Annotated in this window: 18 protein-coding genes; 7 read left to right on the top strand and 11 right to left on the bottom strand. The window is 72.3% G+C overall.

The window, feature by feature from the left end; all coding sequences use genetic code 11:
• Positions 1–26 precede the first annotated feature (26 nt).
• The 8 genes from CLT68_RS09425 to CLT68_RS09395 form a co-directional block, all read right to left on the bottom strand.
• Positions 27–1,535 carry a glycoside hydrolase family 130 protein gene (locus tag CLT68_RS09425; RefSeq protein WP_099850186.1) on the bottom strand — a complete coding sequence of 503 codons (1,509 nt, stop codon included), beginning with the start codon at positions 1,533–1,535 and terminating at the stop codon, positions 27–29.
• Positions 1,532–2,584: a glycosyltransferase gene (locus tag CLT68_RS09420; RefSeq protein ID WP_099850184.1), complete on the bottom strand. Its 1,053-nt coding sequence runs from the start codon at positions 2,582–2,584 to the stop codon at positions 1,532–1,534. The genes CLT68_RS09425 and CLT68_RS09420 overlap by 4 nt, the downstream gene beginning before the upstream one ends.
• On the bottom strand, positions 2,581–3,717 hold the full coding sequence (locus CLT68_RS09415) for a glycosyltransferase (protein WP_099850182.1): 1,137 nt from the start codon (positions 3,715–3,717) through the stop codon (positions 2,581–2,583). Before CLT68_RS09415 ends, CLT68_RS09420 begins: the two co-directional genes overlap by 4 nt.
• 117 nt (positions 3,718–3,834) lie before the next feature.
• Positions 3,835–4,839, bottom strand: coding sequence for a glycosyltransferase family 4 protein (locus CLT68_RS09410; protein WP_088951324.1), 1,005 nt, complete (start codon positions 4,837–4,839; stop codon positions 3,835–3,837).
• Positions 4,836–5,009 (bottom strand): hypothetical protein, encoded by a 174-nt coding sequence (locus tag CLT68_RS33115; RefSeq protein WP_172862148.1) that lies wholly within the window; start codon positions 5,007–5,009, stop codon positions 4,836–4,838. The genes CLT68_RS09410 and CLT68_RS33115 overlap by 4 nt, the downstream gene beginning before the upstream one ends.
• Before the next feature lie 317 nt (positions 5,010–5,326).
• A complete protein-coding gene (locus CLT68_RS09405; protein WP_099850181.1) occupies positions 5,327–6,358 on the bottom strand; it encodes a medium chain dehydrogenase/reductase family protein in 1,032 nt (343 codons plus the stop codon).
• Between the two features lie 90 nt (positions 6,359–6,448).
• Positions 6,449–6,991 (bottom strand): TetR/AcrR family transcriptional regulator, encoded by a 543-nt coding sequence (locus CLT68_RS09400; protein ID WP_099850179.1) that lies wholly within the window; start codon positions 6,989–6,991, stop codon positions 6,449–6,451.
• Positions 6,992–7,037: 46 nt separating this feature from the next.
• Complete coding sequence (locus CLT68_RS09395) at positions 7,038–7,370, bottom strand: nuclear transport factor 2 family protein (RefSeq protein ID WP_099850178.1); 333 nt, start codon at positions 7,368–7,370, stop codon at positions 7,038–7,040.
• 137 nt (positions 7,371–7,507) lie between these two features.
• Between CLT68_RS09395 and CLT68_RS09390 the strand changes: the two genes are divergently transcribed.
• On the top strand, positions 7,508–8,017 hold the full coding sequence (locus CLT68_RS09390; protein ID WP_088951322.1) for a winged helix-turn-helix transcriptional regulator: 510 nt from the start codon (positions 7,508–7,510) through the stop codon (positions 8,015–8,017).
• Here CLT68_RS09390 and CLT68_RS09385 read toward each other — a convergent pair.
• Entirely contained in the window at positions 8,002–8,883 is an 882-nt protein-coding gene (locus CLT68_RS09385) for an MmyB family transcriptional regulator (RefSeq protein ID WP_099850176.1), read from the bottom strand. The genes CLT68_RS09390 and CLT68_RS09385 overlap by 16 nt on opposite strands.
• 132 nt (positions 8,884–9,015) lie before the next feature.
• Here CLT68_RS09385 and CLT68_RS09380 point away from each other — a divergent pair, with 132 nt between their 5' ends.
• Positions 9,016–9,882 (top strand): oxidoreductase, encoded by an 867-nt coding sequence (locus CLT68_RS09380; protein ID WP_099850174.1) that lies wholly within the window; start codon positions 9,016–9,018, stop codon positions 9,880–9,882.
• Between the two features lie 34 nt (positions 9,883–9,916).
• On the opposite strand, the gene CLT68_RS09375 is transcribed toward CLT68_RS09380, so the two are convergent.
• Positions 9,917–10,822: a LysR family transcriptional regulator gene (locus CLT68_RS09375; protein WP_099856965.1), complete on the bottom strand. Its 906-nt coding sequence runs from the start codon at positions 10,820–10,822 to the stop codon at positions 9,917–9,919.
• On the opposite strand from CLT68_RS09375, the gene CLT68_RS09370 reads away from it, so the two are divergent.
• Both CLT68_RS09370 and CLT68_RS09365 read left to right on the top strand, forming a co-directional pair.
• Positions 10,770–11,732 (top strand): NAD(P)-dependent oxidoreductase, encoded by a 963-nt coding sequence (locus CLT68_RS09370; protein ID WP_486482118.1) that lies wholly within the window; start codon positions 10,770–10,772, stop codon positions 11,730–11,732. The genes CLT68_RS09375 and CLT68_RS09370 overlap by 53 nt on opposite strands.
• On the top strand, positions 11,729–12,136 hold the full coding sequence (locus CLT68_RS09365) for a RidA family protein (protein ID WP_199177012.1): 408 nt from the start codon (positions 11,729–11,731) through the stop codon (positions 12,134–12,136). Before CLT68_RS09370 ends, CLT68_RS09365 begins: the two co-directional genes overlap by 4 nt.
• Positions 12,137–12,206: 70 nt before the next feature.
• Here CLT68_RS09365 and CLT68_RS09360 read toward each other — a convergent pair whose 3' ends face one another.
• Positions 12,207–13,754 carry an MFS transporter gene (locus CLT68_RS09360; RefSeq protein WP_486482117.1) on the bottom strand — a complete coding sequence of 516 codons (1,548 nt, stop codon included), beginning with the start codon at positions 13,752–13,754 and terminating at the stop codon, positions 12,207–12,209.
• Between the two features lie 104 nt (positions 13,755–13,858).
• Between CLT68_RS09360 and CLT68_RS09355 the strand changes: the two genes are divergently transcribed.
• From CLT68_RS09355 to CLT68_RS09345, 3 genes are all read left to right on the top strand, one after another.
• Positions 13,859–14,338 carry a winged helix-turn-helix transcriptional regulator gene (locus CLT68_RS09355; RefSeq protein ID WP_099850171.1) on the top strand — a complete coding sequence of 160 codons (480 nt, stop codon included), beginning with the start codon at positions 13,859–13,861 and terminating at the stop codon, positions 14,336–14,338.
• A gap of 204 nt (positions 14,339–14,542) precedes the next feature.
• Entirely contained in the window at positions 14,543–15,163 is a 621-nt protein-coding gene (locus CLT68_RS09350) for a bifunctional 4-hydroxy-2-oxoglutarate aldolase/2-dehydro-3-deoxy-phosphogluconate aldolase (protein WP_099850169.1), read from the top strand.
• On the top strand, positions 15,160–16,101 hold the full coding sequence (locus CLT68_RS09345) for a sugar kinase (RefSeq protein WP_099850167.1): 942 nt from the start codon (positions 15,160–15,162) through the stop codon (positions 16,099–16,101). Before CLT68_RS09350 ends, CLT68_RS09345 begins: the two co-directional genes overlap by 4 nt.
• The last annotated feature ends 6 nt before the right edge of the window (positions 16,102–16,107 follow it).

Genomic DNA, 16,107 nt, shown 5'->3' with positions numbered 1-16,107 from the left:
CGGGAGCACGTAGTGCCAGCGTGAGGCTACCCTGCCCCACCCCGTTCATCAGTCGCGGTCGCCGGCGGTGGGGCCTGCACCATCGCGCTGAGCAGCGCGGGCACCGACACGGTGGCGAAACCAACCCGGGCGTCACTTGCCCCGTACGGCACCCACAGCTCACCGTCGTGCACGAGTGCCCCACAGGAGTAGACGACGTTGGGAACGTACCCGTCCCGGTCGTTCTCGTCGGGTGCCAGGAGCACGCCGGGCAGGTGCGCGACGACCCGCTCCGGTCTGTGCAGGTCGAGCAGGAGCGCGCCGATCGCGTACCGGCGCATCGGCCCGACGCCGTGAGTGAGGACGAGCCAACCCGCGCCGGTCTCAATGGGAGATCCGCAGTTGCCGACCTGGATCAGCTCCCAACTCTCGCCCGGGGCGTGCAACGGGGCCGGAGCCTGCCAGCGGTTGTCGCTGTCCAGAGTGGTCAGACCGATGGTCTCGCCATCGGCACGGCACAACGCCAGGTGCCGGCCGCCGACGGTACGCGGAAACAGCGCGATCCCCTTGTTCCGGGCACCCGGCCCGCGCATCGGGGTCATCTCGAAGCGGCGCAGGTCACTGCTGACCAGCGCACGGGTGGCGATGCTCCGGCCGTCGTAGGCGGTGTAGGTGGCCCGGTACACCGGCCCGGACTCGTCGACGAACCGGACGAACCGCGCATCCTCCATGCCGTTGCTCTCTGCCGGGGTGGCCGGCCAGAGCACCCGTTGGTGCAGGGCCGTGTCGGCGGGAAAGGCCGTGGCGTAGCTGCCGGCGTTGGTGCGACGCAGTTGTTCGAGGGTGCCCAAGCCGGTGCTGCGAGAGAGCAGATCGGGTGGCAGGCTGGCGAGCACCCGCTCGAAGGTGGCCTCGTCGTACCACTCGGGCAGGGCGTCGAGCACCGTGGCGGCGACCTCGTTGTCGCAGTCCTCCTCCGCCAGGCCGGCGACGAGCAGGTCCCGACGGTGCCGTACGCCCACCCGCTGCCCGACGGCCAACGGGCCGGACCGGTCGGCGACCGTGAGCTGCCGCCCTGGTCCGATGACCGCGGTGGCGAACCCGATGGAGGACACGTGCCCCTCCCCGACCTGGCGCAGGCTGACGGCGACGCGAAGTTGCCCGGTGCCGAGTTCGGTCTGGTCCGGGTGGGCCACCATCGACGGGTTGCAGAGGGCGGCGGCCTCGACGGCGTACTCGTGGCTGAAGTAGGCGCCGACCAGCAGCCGGCTGGTCGGCGAGAGGTCCGGGGCCCGCGCGGCCCGGTGCCGGACCAGGTCGTAGTGGTGGTGGAACGTGCCGGCCAGGTCGCGGTGCCGGGCGCCGAAGCGGTCGAAGGTGTCCCGCAGCAGCCGGCCGGTCTCCTCGTCGCCGAGGCGCGCAACCCGGTCGATGAGTGCCCGCGCGCGGGTGCGTACCACCGCGGCGTCCTCACCCGGGACGAAGAGCTTGATGATGACCCGGCGTGGGTCCGGGGTGAGGGTGACGTCCTGACGGACGGCCAGGCTCCGGGTCACGACCACCGCCGGGCGTGCTGCAGGGTGGAGATGAGCGCGAGGGTGGACTCGGCGCCCTGGTTGAGGTTGGGCCCGTGCGCGGTCAGCCCGTCGTAGCCACCGCCGGTCGCCGGATCCCACATCGGCGTGCCGAGGTCGTTCTCACCGAGGAACCACCCGACCGACTGCCGCACGCCGGCGTCCCACCCGGGGTCCCCGGTGACAGTGGCAGCCGTGGCGCAGGCGTCCGCGAAGGCGGCGACCTCGATCGGCTGCTGGTCGTGGTGCAGTCGTACGGCGCCGCGGCGCCACCCCCCTGCGGGTACGACCGACAACCGCCCGTCGCGGAGCTGGGCCTGGTGCAGCCAGGTCAGCATCCGCAGGCCGTCGTGGAGAGGTGGACCACCCTCGCGAAGCTGGCTGGCGGCGATGACCACCTCTGCGAGGGCCGCGTTCGCGTAGGTCAGCTCCTGCCGTGGCCACGGCCACCGCGGGTCGGACCCTGCCGGGCCGACAGTGCTGGCCGCGTCCGCGAGCAGGGATGCCGCGGCGACGTGACCCGGGTGACGGCGGAGCACCTCGGCCGCGCCCAGACCGGCGAACGCCATCGCGTGCGGTGCCTTGGCGCGCCGGGTGGCACCCCGGCTGAACGCCACCAGCGCCTCCTCCCGTACCCAGGGCGCGGGGCTGCGGGCGACGGCAGTGCCCAGGCCCCACAGCGCCCGACCCCACCAGTCGCCGAGCCCTGGTTCGTCGGCCCAGCGCCGGTCGTGCCCGAGTCGGTTGTGGAACGCGCCGTCGGTGTCCTGCGCGTGGGTCAGGAACGCCAGGTAGCGCTCCGCGAGCCGGAGCAGCTCGTCGCTCGGCTCCGGCTCGCGGCTGACGACCACCAGGCCGCGAGCCACGTCGTCGGTGCAGTAGCCGTGCTCGCGGCGGACGATGGCGTGCCGGGCATGCTCGAACAGACCGGTGTCGTCACTCAGCCGAGCCAGGTGCGCGAAGCTCGGCGCGGGCGCCGTCACCCAGCGCTCACCCGTCGCGGTCCGGGGGTGTCCGGTGGTCGCCGTCACGCCGGCACGGGGCTGACGGTGGGCGAGCGGGCGGCCAGGAGCTCTTCGGCGAGGGTGCCGTAGCGGGCCGCCACCGCCGGCCAGCGCAGGTCCGCGGCCAGCGGGCGGACCCGCCCGGCCAACCGGGCGGCCAGGCCCGGCTCGGTCAGGACCCGCCGGATCGCCTTGGCCAGCGCCGCCGGGTTCTGATGGGGTACGACCAGACCGGGCCCACCGGTCAGCAGCTCGACGGCGTGCGGGAACGCCGTCGCCACGACGGGCACCCCGGCGGCCACCGCTTCGATGAGGACGCCGGAGGTGACCTGTTCTCGGGAGTCGTAGGGCAGGACGACCACGTCGGCGGAGCGGATCAGCCGACCCAGTGCCTCCTGGTCGTGGTAGATGTCCTGATAGTCGACGGCGTGCGCGACACCCAACTGGGCACCGAGCTGGTGCAACCCGGCCCGGTACGCCTCACCGTGGTGCTCGATCACCTTCGGGTGGGTCCGTCCGGCGACCGTGTAGGTCGGAGTCGGTTCCAGATCCTGCAACCGCGCGAGGGCCCGCAACGACCACTCGATGCCCTTGCCCGGGCCGATCAGTCCCCAGGTCAGCAGGTGCGGGCGGGCACGCCGGTCGACGGGCACACCGGCAAGCTCGGCGGCGCCGTGCGGGATGACCGTCACCTTGCCCGCTGGCACTGCGTACCCGACGAGCAGCCGGTCCCGGGCGGTGTCGGTCATCGTGACGACCGCCCCAGCGGTGGCCACGATCTGCTCCAGCAGGGATTTCTGCCGGGGGGAGGGCTGGCTGAGGACGGTGTGCAGGACCACGATGCTCGGCACGCTGAGGCGCCGCAGCAACGGCAGGACCTCCTCGCCGTCGGTGCCGGGGTAGATGCCGTACTCGTGCTGGACGATCGCCACGTCGTACGCGTTGAGGGCCGCCGCCGCCTCCCGCCAGCCGGCCGGGTCCCGCGCCGACCAGGTGTGCACGACCCCGGGCGCGGGCCGTTGGTCGTCGCCGTGATCGGTGACCCGGACGATGCCGCCGTGGGTGCCGTCGGCGGTGAGCTGGGCGGCGAGGGCGGCGTTGAACGTGGCCAGGCCGCACCGGGTCGGTGGGTGGGTGCTGAGGAATCCGTAGCTGGGCATGGACGTGGTGCCTTCCGGTTGTCGGCCCACCACAGGAGTACGCGGTGAGCCTCACGCGGGAACGGCGCACGCCGGTCGGCGTGTGTGACCGGCGGAACGAAGAGGTGTGCGGCTCAGTCAGTTACGAACGAGCTGGTCGTAGACCGCGAGATAGTCGGTGACCATCCGGTCGGCGCTGAAGCGCTTCAAAGCCTGCGCCCGACATTCCGCCCGATCGAGGTCGGCGGCCCGGGTGATCGCCTCGACGGCCTGGTCGACGGTGTGGACGAGGAGGCCCGTCACCCCTTCGTCGACCACCTCGGGCATGGACCCCCGCCGATAGGCGACGACCGGGGTGCCGCAGACCATCGATTCCACGACCGACAGCCCGAACGGCTCGTCGAAGGCGATCGGGTGCAGCAGCGCGGTGCTCTCGCCCAGCACCTCGGCACGCCGTTGCGGGCCCACCGACCCGAGGAAGACGACCTGGTCACCGTCGATGTGCGGTGCCACCTCTTCGGCGAAGTACCGCTCGTCCTGCACGATCCCGCAGATGGTCAGCGGCCGGCCGGCGCGGCGGGCGATCTCGATAGCGGTGTGGGTGCCCTTGTCCGGGTGGATCCGGCCGAAGGCGGCCAGCCCAGGGCCGGCCTTGTCGGTGAACGGCAGACCGCCGACGTCGACGCCGTGGTAGACCGTGGCAACGTAGTCGAGCTCCGGTGCCCGGTCGGCGTCGGAGATCGACACGTACGACGATCGGGCTCGGCCGTAGGCGGGCAGGATCCCCGCGCCGGAGAAGCCGTGCACCGTGGTCAGCAGCGGTGCCCGGCAGTGTTCCGCGAAGGCCAGCGGCAGCCAGTCCAGGTGGCTGTGCACCACGTCGAACTGCGCCGAGCGGGCCATCGCGTGGGAGACGTGCATCGCCTCCCACACCCGACCGTCCAGGTCGGGGTCGTCCGCGTACCCCCGTGGGCAGACTCCGTCGAGCTGGGCGGAGGTGACGGAGTCCAGTGTCGCGAAGAGCGTCACGTCCACGCCGCGGCTGACCAGCCCCTCGGCGAGCAGGCCGGTCACCTGCTCCCACGGCCCGTAGTGGTGCGGGGGCGTACGCCAGGCGACCGGTCCGAGCAGCGCAACCCTCAAGGGGAGGACGCGTCGACGAGATCAGCTGGGTTGAGGTGCAGGGTGGCGAGCAGCCCGGAGTGCTTCGCCGGGTCCACGCGCTCCGGCAGCTCGCGCTCGACCCAGTCGGCCCGGGCCTGCTGGCCCCGGTCGCGAAGTGCGGTGACGATCCTGTCCCTGGCGATCCTCATCTGGTGCTCCCCCTGGTTGGGTGTTCAAAATGATCATTCGCACGGACAGTGGTGTGCATGCGTGCGTCGGATCCGGACCACCAACTGTTCCGACCGCGATGACGGCGGAACCCGACAGCCGGCACGTGCTCGGCGATCGGCCGACACGGCCAAAGAGTCGCGGCGACGGGGATGACGATCGGTAACGCCCCTGATGGGCTGGTGGCGACGGCGTCTGGCGGCCACCGGGATCCCGGGCGACGTGTCCACCGTACGCCCTCGGGGCCCTCGACTGCATACGCACCGGTGGCGAGGCCTGCCGGACACGTGTGTGATGGTCAGGGCTCCAGCACCACCTTGCCGGGCCGGCTGCGGGTCTCGGCGAACACCAGTGCGGCGGAAACCTCGCTGAGCGGGTAGCGGGCGGCGATCTGCGGCACGATCACTCCTTGCCGCAGCAGGTCGAGCACGATGCCGAGGTCGGTGCGCAGACGGCGCCGGAACGCGGTGCGGCGGGTGAGGTGACCGGCCCAGAAGTTGTAGAAACCGGCCCGGTGGCCGTTCGGCAGCGCGTTCCAGGTGTAGAGGCGGGCCAGCAGCTTCACGAAGACCCACACGACCGACTGGCCGGAGCCCACGGCGGCGGCGTTGCCGTAGACGACCAGCTTGCCGCGCGGAGCGAGCAGGTCGTACGAGGTGCGTACGCCCGGGCCGGCGACCGGGTCGAAGACGGCGTCGACGCCACCCGGCGACAGCTCGCGGACGCGCGCGGCCATGTTCGGGTCGCGGTAGTCGAGCGGTTCGACGCCGAGTTCGCGCAGCGCGGCATGGTGCCGTACGGCGGCGGTGCCGATGACCCGCAGGCCGAGGTGGCGTCCAAGCTGGACGAGCACGGTCCCGACGCCGCCGTTCGCGCCGTGCACGAGGATGGTCTGCCCGGCGCGCAGGTCGGCGCCCCGCACCATCTGCCAGGCGGTGACCCCGTTGACGACGACGGTCTCGGCCTCGGCGGGGTCGAGACCAGCGGGTACCGGGGCCAGGGCGTCGATGTCGGCCAGCGCGTGCGAGGCCCAGCCGCCGGTCTTGGTGACCGCCGCGACCCGGGTGCCGACCAGTGAGTTGTCGCCGCCGGGACCGACCGCCCGGACGGTGCCGACGAGGTCGTAGCCGGGCACGAACGGGAACTTCGGCTGGCCGGGGTAGAGGTCGTGACGCATCTGCTGCTCGGCGAACGAGATGCCGGTGGCCTCGACCTGGACGAGCGCCTGCCCCGGGGCCGGGGCGGGCATGGGACGGCGGCGCAGCCGGAGGCCGTCGGGCTCCACCACGCCGGGCAGCACCACTTCAGTGATCATCGCATCGGTCGTCATCGGGCTCTCCCTTGTTTGTAAGTGTGCACTCACACACTTATCGAGGCGAAAAAGTGGGCCGCGGGTGCGGCCCTGGGGTCGTACGTCGGGTCAGGGGTGGCGGATGCCGGCGGTCAGGGCGCGAGCCCACGGTTCGGAGACCTGCTCCAGGCCGGCGGTCACGATCAGGTGGCAGAGCTGGCCGTAGGCGAAGAACTGCTGCACCTGTGCGTCGCTGGCGCCGGCCCGGCTCTGCACGAGGGTGGCGACCTGCCGGTAGCCGGCCCGCACCGCCTCGGCGATCTCGGGGATGTCCGTGACGGCCTGCGCCTGGACCTGAAAGAGCAGGAGATTGCGATCGGCGATCAGCTCCGCGTAGGCGTCACCCATCGCGTCGAGGATCTCCTCCGGGCTGTCGCCCGTGGCGCGCTCTGCCCCCGCTTCGATCGCCGCGGCGATCCGGTCGAAGCACGCAGCGGCCGACGCCACGAACAACCCGAGCTTGCCGGAGAAGAGCCGGAAGACGTACGCCTCGGAGATGCCGGCGGCGGCGGCCACGGCGGTGACCGGGGTGGCGTGGAAGCCGGTGCGCGCAAAGGCCGACACCGCGGCGCTCAGGACGGTGACCCGGCGGGCCTCGGCGGTCGATCGCATGTTTGTAAGTGTGCACTCACAAACATGTGTCGTCAACCCTCGACGGTCAGGGCGCGATCCGCAGGGCCCGGATCGCGCTCTCGTCGTAGTCACTGAAGCGGTAGCGGAGCCCGGCGAAGGGACTGCCGGGAAAGTCGCCGGTGATCGTCGCGGTCACGATCGTGCCAGCGGGAGTCTCCTCGATGTCGGTGATCTCGTACGACACCAGCGGCACGGCTCGACGCCACCGGCGGATGGCCTCGATGCCCCGGTACTCGGTCGACTCGTCCTCGACCACGGCGTCCTCGGCGAAGAGACCGAAGTAGTCCTCCGAGTCGGGCTGGCCGGCCAGCTCGAAATAGCGGCGGATGATGGCCGGTGCGGCCTGGGTGGCAATCATGGTGTCGCGTTCCTCCCCGGACGTGGCTGGGCAGCAGGAAGCCGACGTCGTGAGGACGTCGTATAGTTACTGCTGAAATAGCACCTACTGACTTCGACACTAGCACCGACTGCACCGACTCGGAGAAGGGCACACCCGTGGCAGGGAAGATCCGGCTGGAGGACCGCGAATGCCCGCTGTCCAGCGCACTGGGCCACGTGGGCGAGTGGTGGACGCTGCTGATCCTGCATGACGCCTTCGACGGCTACACCCGCTTCGATCAGTTCCAGGCCAACCTGGGCGTCTCGTCCAGCATCCTGACCAGCCGACTCAAGACCCTGACCGGGCAGGGGCTGCTCGAACGACGCCGCTACCAGACCAGGCCCGACCGCTACGAGTATGTCCTCACCGACCTCGGTCGCAGCCTGCGGCCCGTCGTCGTCGCCCTCGCCGCCTGGGGCAACTCACGCCTCGACCCGAGCGAGCGCAGCATGATCCTGGTCGACCGGAACACCGGCGTGGAGGCCGACCCGGTGATCGTGGATCGCAGCACCGGGCGTCCGCTCGACGACGCCGACTTCGTCTTCGCCGCCGGCCCGGCCGCCAGCGAGGCCATGCGCAAGCGCTACGAGCACATCCCTACCGAGTCAGCTCACTCCGACGGGTAGAGCCGGGCCGGGTCACCAGGTCGGAGACTGTCCGGGGTGTCGTCCCGGGTGCTGGCGGCGATCGAGCCGAGCAGCGCCAACGAGCGTGCCGACTCCGTACCCGGCTCGGCGTGGTAGATCACCAGCAGCTGCCCGTCGGCGCCCGCGACCGCGAGCTTGTCGCAGTACAGGTCGAGGTCACCCACCTCGGGATGACGCAGCCGGCTGACCACGCCCTCCCGCCGACGCACCTCGTGACGCGCCCACAACCGGCGGAAGCAGTCGCTCTTGAGTGACAGCTCCCCCACCAACGCCGTCAACCGGGGATCGTCGGTGGCCCCGCCCGAGTCGGCGCGCATCTGCCCCACCACGCTCTGCATCGCCTGCCGCCAGTCGCGGAACAGCTCCCGCTCGGCCTCATCCAGAAACACCGCGCGGAGTCGGTTGGCGCCCGGGGCGAGATTCGGCGACAGTGCCCTCGCCATCGGGTTCGAGGCCAGGATGTCGAGGTGGCGGTTCTGCACGAAGGCCGGCATGTCGAGCTGCCGCAGCAGGTGCAGGATGCTGGCCGGCACCCGGTCAACGGCCGGTCGGGCTGCCCGGCGCGACCGCGCACGGCTCAGCCCGATCATGTACGCGGTCGCCTCCGGGTCCAACCCCAGCACCCCGGCCAGGGCATCGAGGACCTGCACCGACGGATGCCGCTCGCGGCCCTGCTCCAACCGCAGGTAGTAGTCGGCGCTGATCCCGGCCAGCATCGCCACCTCCTCGCGCCGCAGCCCCGGCACCCGGCGCAGGCCCACTCCCGGGCCGAGCCCGACGTCCTCGGGCCGGGTCTGCTCCCGGCGGGCACGCAGAAAGTCGCCGAGCGGGTTCGTTGCGTCCATGAGACCGACGGTAGATCGCCGGGCCGCCCGGTGACTGGCTGTGTCACTACCAGGAACAGCTCGCCCTGCCGGCCGGCTGACCCCCGACGCACAGTCGACGCATACCCACCCCGATCACGGATAGAGGACGACATGAGCGAGAACCTTCCCGGCGGGTCCCTGACCCTGGCTGACGGCCTCACCCTCAGCCGGATGGGCTACGGGGCGATGCAGTTGGCCGGCCCGGGTGTCTTCGGCCCGCCCCGCGACCGCGAGCAGGCGATCGCCGTGCTCCGCGAAGCCGTCGACCTCGGTGTCCGGCACATCGACACCAGCGACTTCTACGGCCCGGTGGTGGTGAACGAGCTGATCCGCGAGGCGCTGCACCCGTACCCCGAGGATCTGCACCTGGTCACCAAGGTCGGCGCGCGCCGCGGCGCCGACCGCTCCTGGATCCCGGCGCTGGAGCCGGACGAACTGAAGGCGCAGGTCCGGGACAACCTCCAGCACCTCGGCCTGGACGTCCTCGACGTGGTCAACCTGCGGGTCGGTGTGGCGGAGGGCACCGGCGACGATCCCCTCTCCGAGCAGTTCGGCGCCCTCGCCGAACTGCGGCAGGAGGGGCTGATCCGTCACCTCGGCCTCAGCAACGTCACGCTCGACCAGCTGACCGAGGCCCAGGCCATCGCCCCGGTGGTCACTGTCCAGAACCTTTACAACCTCGCCAACCGGCAGGACGACGCCCTGGTGGACCGGTGCGCGGCGGAGAACATCGCGTTCGCCGCGTTCTTCCCGCTCGGCGGTTTCACGCCGTTGCAGTCCGACACACTCAACGACGTGGCCGCCCGGGTGGGGTCGTCGCCGCAGCAGGTCGCCCTGGCGTGGCTGCTCCAGCGCTCCCCCACCACGGTGCTGATCCCGGGCACCTCGACGCTGGCGCACCTGCGGGAGAACATCGCCGCTGCCGACCTGAAGCTGCCGGCCGACGCGATCGAAGAGCTCGACACCATCGGCGGCTGACGCCGGGACGCGGACCGCCGTGCGGCGGTCCGCGTCACCCGCCCGCTTCACTCAGGCCCGCCGCCCGGTCCAGATGGGTGAGGAAGCGCCGCACCGCCGGTGGTCGGCTCCGCCCGGCGACGGTCGCGGCGAAGATCCGCCGGACGGAGACGTCGTCGGGGTGCAGGCGGAGCAGGGTCAGGTCGGATGGAGCGGCGCGTACGGCCAGGGCCGGCACCAGCGCGACGCCCAGACCTGCCGCGACACAGCCGAGCTTGCCGGTCCACTCGGCCGCGACGATGTCGATGCGCGGGCGAAAACCCGCCGGTAGGGTCGCCCGCAGCAGGGTCTCCTCGGCGGTCGCCGAGCCGGCGATGAACGACTCGTCGGCCAGGTCGCGCAGGCGGATGGTCCGCCGGTGGGCCAGCCGATGCGTCCGGGGAACGGCCACCAGAAGCGTCTCGTCGACGAGGTGGTGCAGGTCGAACTGGTCGCCGTCGAGCGGCTTGTCCGACGCGGCGCTCACCACGGCGACGTCGGCGTCGCCGTCGACCAGGCGCTCCAGCAGCCCGGGCGTGAGCCCTTCGACCAGCGACAGGGCCACCTCGGGATGCTCGGACCTGAAGCTGGCCAGAGCACGTGGCACAAGCGCGGCGACCGCCGTGGGGAACGCGCCGACCCGCAACCGGCCGGCGGACAGGTCGCGCAGCGCCGCCAGGTCCCGCCGGGCGGTGTCCAGCCGGTCGAGCACCGCCTCGGCGTGGCCGAGCAGGCAACGGCCCTGCTCGGTCAGGGCGACACCGCGCGGCAACCGGTCCAGCAACGGCGACCCGGTCTCGGCTTCCAGTGCGGCGATCTGTCGGGACACCGCCGACTGGGTGTAGCGCAGGCTGCGGGCCGCAGCCGTGATGGAGCCGTGCTCGGCGACGGCACGGAAGACCTGGAGCGCGTTCAGCTGCATCGTGCCATGCTCCCGCAGCATGGCAACGATGCATAACAGTCGCTGGTGGCATGACTTTCCGCCCCCTAGCGTTGGCGACATGTTCGAGATCGCCCTCTTGGGTACGGGCACGATGGGCACCGCGATCGGCCGTCGGCTGCTGGCCACCGGGCATCGGCTCACCGTCTGGAATCGCACGTCCGCCCGCACGGCGCCGCTCATCGACGCCGGGGCGCGAGCCGCCGGCAGCCCAGCCGAGGCGGTCCGCGACGCCGACGTGGTGATCACCATGCTCACCGATGCGGTGGCCGTCCGGCACACGTTGGTCGACTCCGGTGCGGCACTGGCGCTGCGGGCGGGCACCCCCGTGATCGAGATGTCCACCATCGGTCCCCGGGCCGTGGCCGAACTGGCCACCCTGCTGCCGGCGGGAGTACCGCTGGTTGACGCTCCGGTCGCCGGCAGTGCCGGGGCTGCCGAGACGGGCCAACTCGTGGTCCTGGCCGGCGGGCAAGAGGCGGTCGTCGAGCGGATCGCCCCGCTGCTGGGGACGTTGGGCACCGTCCGTCGCTGCGGCGGCTCCGGCCGGGGCGCCGCGTTGAAGCTGGTGCTCAACACCGCGCTGATCACCGCTGTCACCGCGGTCGCGGACACGCTCACCGTCGCGGACGCCGTCGGCGTCGACCGACGTACCGCGATCGATGCACTTGGCACCGGACCGCTCGGCGGCGCGGTCGCCCGGGCGACCGCCACGGACGCCGCGTTCGCCGCCGCCCTGGCCGCCAAGGACGCCCGACTCGCCCTCGACGTGCTCGGCGACGCGCCGGTGCCCCTGCTGCGCGCCGCCGCGTCGGCGCTGGCGGCCGCGCGCCATCCGCAGGACGACATCGCCCGTCTCACCGACGCCGCCGCTTCCGAGGAGAATCAGTGAACCTGACCCTGGACAACCCGACGACCGTCGCCGCGCCGTTCGGCGACCGGTTCGCGCACGTCGCTCGCCTCGACCTGCCAGGGGGCGCGCTGCTGATGCTCTCCGGTCAGGTCGGTGTGGACGACGTCGGCGCGGTGGTCGCACCCGGCGACGTGCGGACGCAGTCCGAACGGATCTTCGAGTTGATCGGCGCGCTGCTCGCGGCGCACGGCGCCACCTTCGCCGACGTGCTGCACATCCGGACGTTCATGACCGACCTCGGCGACCTGGCCGGCTATGCGGACGTCCGCAACCGCTACTTCGGGCAGACCAGGCCCGCCAGCACCACCGTCGAGGTGAGCCGGCTCTTTCTCGACGGCGCGGTGCTGGAGGTCGAGGTCACCGCGGCCGTGACCACGGGTTGACCGGCATCGGCTGATCTTCGTGGCGATCGGCGCAGTCGGCGCGCTGGCCTCAGTGCTGGTGCGGCCGGTCTCAGTGCTGGTGCGGCCGGTTGCGGACGAGGGCGAGCGTGAGCACGGCGGTGACGAGGAAGACGATGCCGTTGATCCGCAACCCGGCCTGGACGCCGGAGGTCATGGCTTCGGCGATCGCCGCCCGGACCGGGTCGGGCAGCGGCTGGTCGCCGGTGACACCGGCGGCCACCGCCGCCTGCACGGCGCCACGGGTGGGTTCGGCGACCTGGTGCGCGGCCAACCGGTCGGGCAGGTCGGCCAGCATCGTGGTGGTGAGCAGCGTGCCCAGCAGGGACGTGCCCAGCACGGAGCCGACCTGTCGGGCGGCGTTGACCGCGCCGGAGGCCATCCCGGCCTGCGCGGGCGCGACGCTGGCCAACGCGGCGGCGGTCGCCGGAGCCACCACAAGGCCGCCTGCGGCACCGAACAAGGCGAACAGCGCCCACCGGTGACCGAACGACGCGGTGGGACCCTGAGCCGCCAGGCCGAAGCTCGCCACCGCACCGAGGACCAGGCCGAGGGTGAGCGGCGCTTTGAAGCCGGTACGACGGATCGCCCGCCCGGCGCCGAAGGCGACGACCACGTAGGCGCCGAAGAGCACCAGCATCCGCCAGCCGGTGTCCAGCGGGCTGAGTGCCTGGACACGTTCGTGGAAGAGGACCAGCAGGATCGCCACGCCGGTGAAGCCGAACAGCGACACCGCGGCGACGACCATGACGGCGCTGAACGACGCGGACCGGAACAGCCGTATGTCGAGCATCGGCGCATCGGAACGCAGCTCGACCAGGACGAACGCGACAAGCGCGGCAGCCGCGGCGATCCAGGCCACCGTCACCACCGGGCTGGTGTAGCCGTCCTTGCCGCCCTGGATCAGGGCGTAGACGGCCGCGGCGATGGCGACGGTGCCGAGCAGCAGGCCGGGTACGTCGAGTCGGCCTGCGCTCGGCCGGGACTCGGCCACTCCGATGGCGGCGACGACGAGGGTGACCACGCCCAGCACGATCGTCGACAGGTAGACGCTGTGCCACGCGTAGTGCTTCAGCAGGGTGCCGGCGATGAGCGGGCCGATCGCGAGCCCGATGCCGGAGGCGGCCGCCCACGCGGTGATGACCTCGGTACGGCGGTGCGGGTCGGTGAAGGTCGCGCCGAGGATCGCCAGGCTGTTGGGCAGGATCAGGGCCCCGCCGAGGCCGGCGACCAACTGCCCCACGATCACCCAGGCCACGGTGGGGGCACCGGCCACCACGGCACCGCCCACGATCATGGCGAGGATGCCGGCGCCGAACATACGCCTGCGTCCGTAGCGGTTGCCGAGGGTGGCGGCGGACAGCACCGCGCTGGCCACGACCAGGGTGTAGGCGCTGGGGATCCAGATCACGGTGGTCGGGTCGACCCGAAGATCGCGCTGGATGGTCGTCAGGGCGGAGACCGTCGCGGTGATCTGGAGGAACGTGATCATCGCGCCCAGGCACATGGCGATCAGGGTCACCGGGCGGGAACCGCGAAGGGACCTGGCGGTGGCCGGCCCGGGTGTGGCTGCGGTCGGGGCCGTGGTGTTGGTGGTCACTGGCGTCCTCGATGCTCGTCGGGCTGACTTGCGTTCGCATAAGCCAGCGACGGCCAAGTGAACCACCTGGCTAGCTTTTACGCAAGTCAGGTACGCTGGACGGCATGGAGGACCTCCGAGAAGATCGCGACTCCTGGTCGAGCGAGAACTGCTCGGTAGCCCGGGCGATGGACATCGTCGGCAGCAGGTCGACGGTCCTGATCATGCGTGAGGCGCTGCTCGGCACACGCCGCTTCGACGACTTCGTCCGCCGGGTCGGCGTCGGCGAGCCCGCCATGGCCGCCCGACTCAAGGAAATGGTCGCCGCCAACCTGCTCGAACGCATCCCCTACCGGGAGCCGGGTCAGCGCACCCGCCACGAATACCAGCTCACCCGCAAGGGCCACGAACTGCTGCCCGTGATCACCGCGCTGCGCAACTGGGGCGACACCTGGGCCGCCGACGACGCCGGCCCGTCCGTCGTCGCCACCCACCACGACTGCGGCGAGCCGGTCCGCGCGGTACTCCGCTGCGCGGCCGGCCACGAGGTGGACGACGGCGAGATCGACATCGCCGCCGGCCCGGGTCTGATCCGGCGAAGCTGACGGCTGAGGCGCCGACGACCCGAGGAGGCCTGGGCGGCTGGCCGGCCAACAGCCCCTACCGCAGCATCGGGGTCGAACCGATGCTCGGCGCCGCCTTCGACCTGGCCGACGCCGGCCCGTCCGACGCGGCAGTGGTTCCCGCCGCCGGTGAAATCGCCTGGCGACTCACCATCTCCGCCCACCGCACCCCTGAGGACATCCGCGATGAACCTGCTCGACGAGTTGCGTACCCACCGGCTGCTGGCGATCGTGCGCGGCCCCGACCCGGCGGCGGCGCTGGCCGCCGTGCTCACGCTGGCCGAGAGCGGCGTCGCACTGGTCGAGGTCTCGCTCACCAGCCCCGACGCGCTGGACGTCATCCGACGTGCCCGGGCCGCCCTCGGGCCTGACTACGCCCTGGGCGCGGGCACCGTGCTCAGCGCCGAGGACGCCCGCGCGGCGGCCGACGCGGGCGCCGCCTTCCTGGTCACCCCGGCGATCTCCGCCAGCCTCGCCGAAGGTGGCCGGCTCGGGTTGCCGGTGCTCGCCGGTGCGCTCACCCCCACCGAGGTGGTGCAGGCCAGCAGCGGTGGGGCCACCGCGATCAAGCTCTTCCCGGCCTCCCTGGGTGGGCCCGACTACCTCGGCGCGCTGCGTGACCCGTTCCCCGGCACCGCGTTCGTACCGGTCGGTGGGGTCGACGCGGACGGCGCGCGACAGTACCTGGACCGGGGTGCGGTCGCGGTCGGCGTCGGCTCCCCGCTGCTCGGTGACGCCGTTCGCGGTGGCGACCCGGCGGCGCTGCGCGAGCGCGCCGCGGCCTTCCTCGCGGCGGTCCGGCGATGACCGACCTGCTCACGCTCGGCGAGACGATGGCGGCCTTCCGCACCACCGGGCCGCTGCGACTGGGCGGCACCGCCGGGATCTCCGTCGCCGGTTCCGAGTCGACGGTGGCGATCGGGTTGGCTCGGCTGGGCCACCAGGCCGCCTGGATCGGGGTCACCGGCGCCGACGAGCCCGGCGAACTGGTCCGCCGTACGCTGCGCGCCGAGGGTGTCGACCTGCGCTGGTCCCGGGTCGACCCGACCGCTCCGACCGGCCTGATCCTCTTCGAGAACCGGGTCGCCGACATCAACCGGGTCACCTACCACCGCACCGGCTCCGCCGGCTCCCAGCTGGGCCCGGTCGACGTGACACCGGCCTTCGACGCGCCCGGGCCTCCACCCCGGCTGCTGCACGTCACCGGCATCACCTGCGCGCTCGGCGTCGAGCCGTACCAGGCGGTGGTGGAGGCCGTCCGGCGCGCCCGCGCGGCCGGCACCACCGTCTGCCTGGACGTCAACCACCGGCAGCGGCTCTGGTCGGTCGCCGAGGCGGCGGACGCGCTGCGACCGCTGCTGCCCTCGATCGATCTGGTGGTCGCCTCCGACGACGAGCTGGCCGTGCTGACCGGCGCGACCGACCCGGCATCGGCGTTACTCTCGGCCGGCGTGACCGAGGTCGTGGTCAAGCACGGTGCTGGCGGAGCGACCAGCCACAGCGCGACCGGCGTCGTGCACCGTCCAGCCCGGACGGTGCCCGTGGTGGACACCGTCGGCGCGGGCGACGCCTTCGTGGCCGGCTTGCTCTCCGGCTGGCTCGACGGCGCCGACGTCCCGGCCCGGCTGGACCGGGCGGTCACCACCGGGGCGTTCGCGGTGGCCACCCGGGGCGACTGGGAGGGCCTGCCCGACCGGGCCGAGCTGGCGCTGCTCGACCATGGCCCCGGCGGTACCGTCCGCTGACGATCC

The organism is Micromonospora sp. CNZ299 (genome assembly GCF_002754415.1).
Note: the sequence above shows the minus strand (reverse complement) of the source record. Positions and strands in the feature narration are given on the sequence as shown.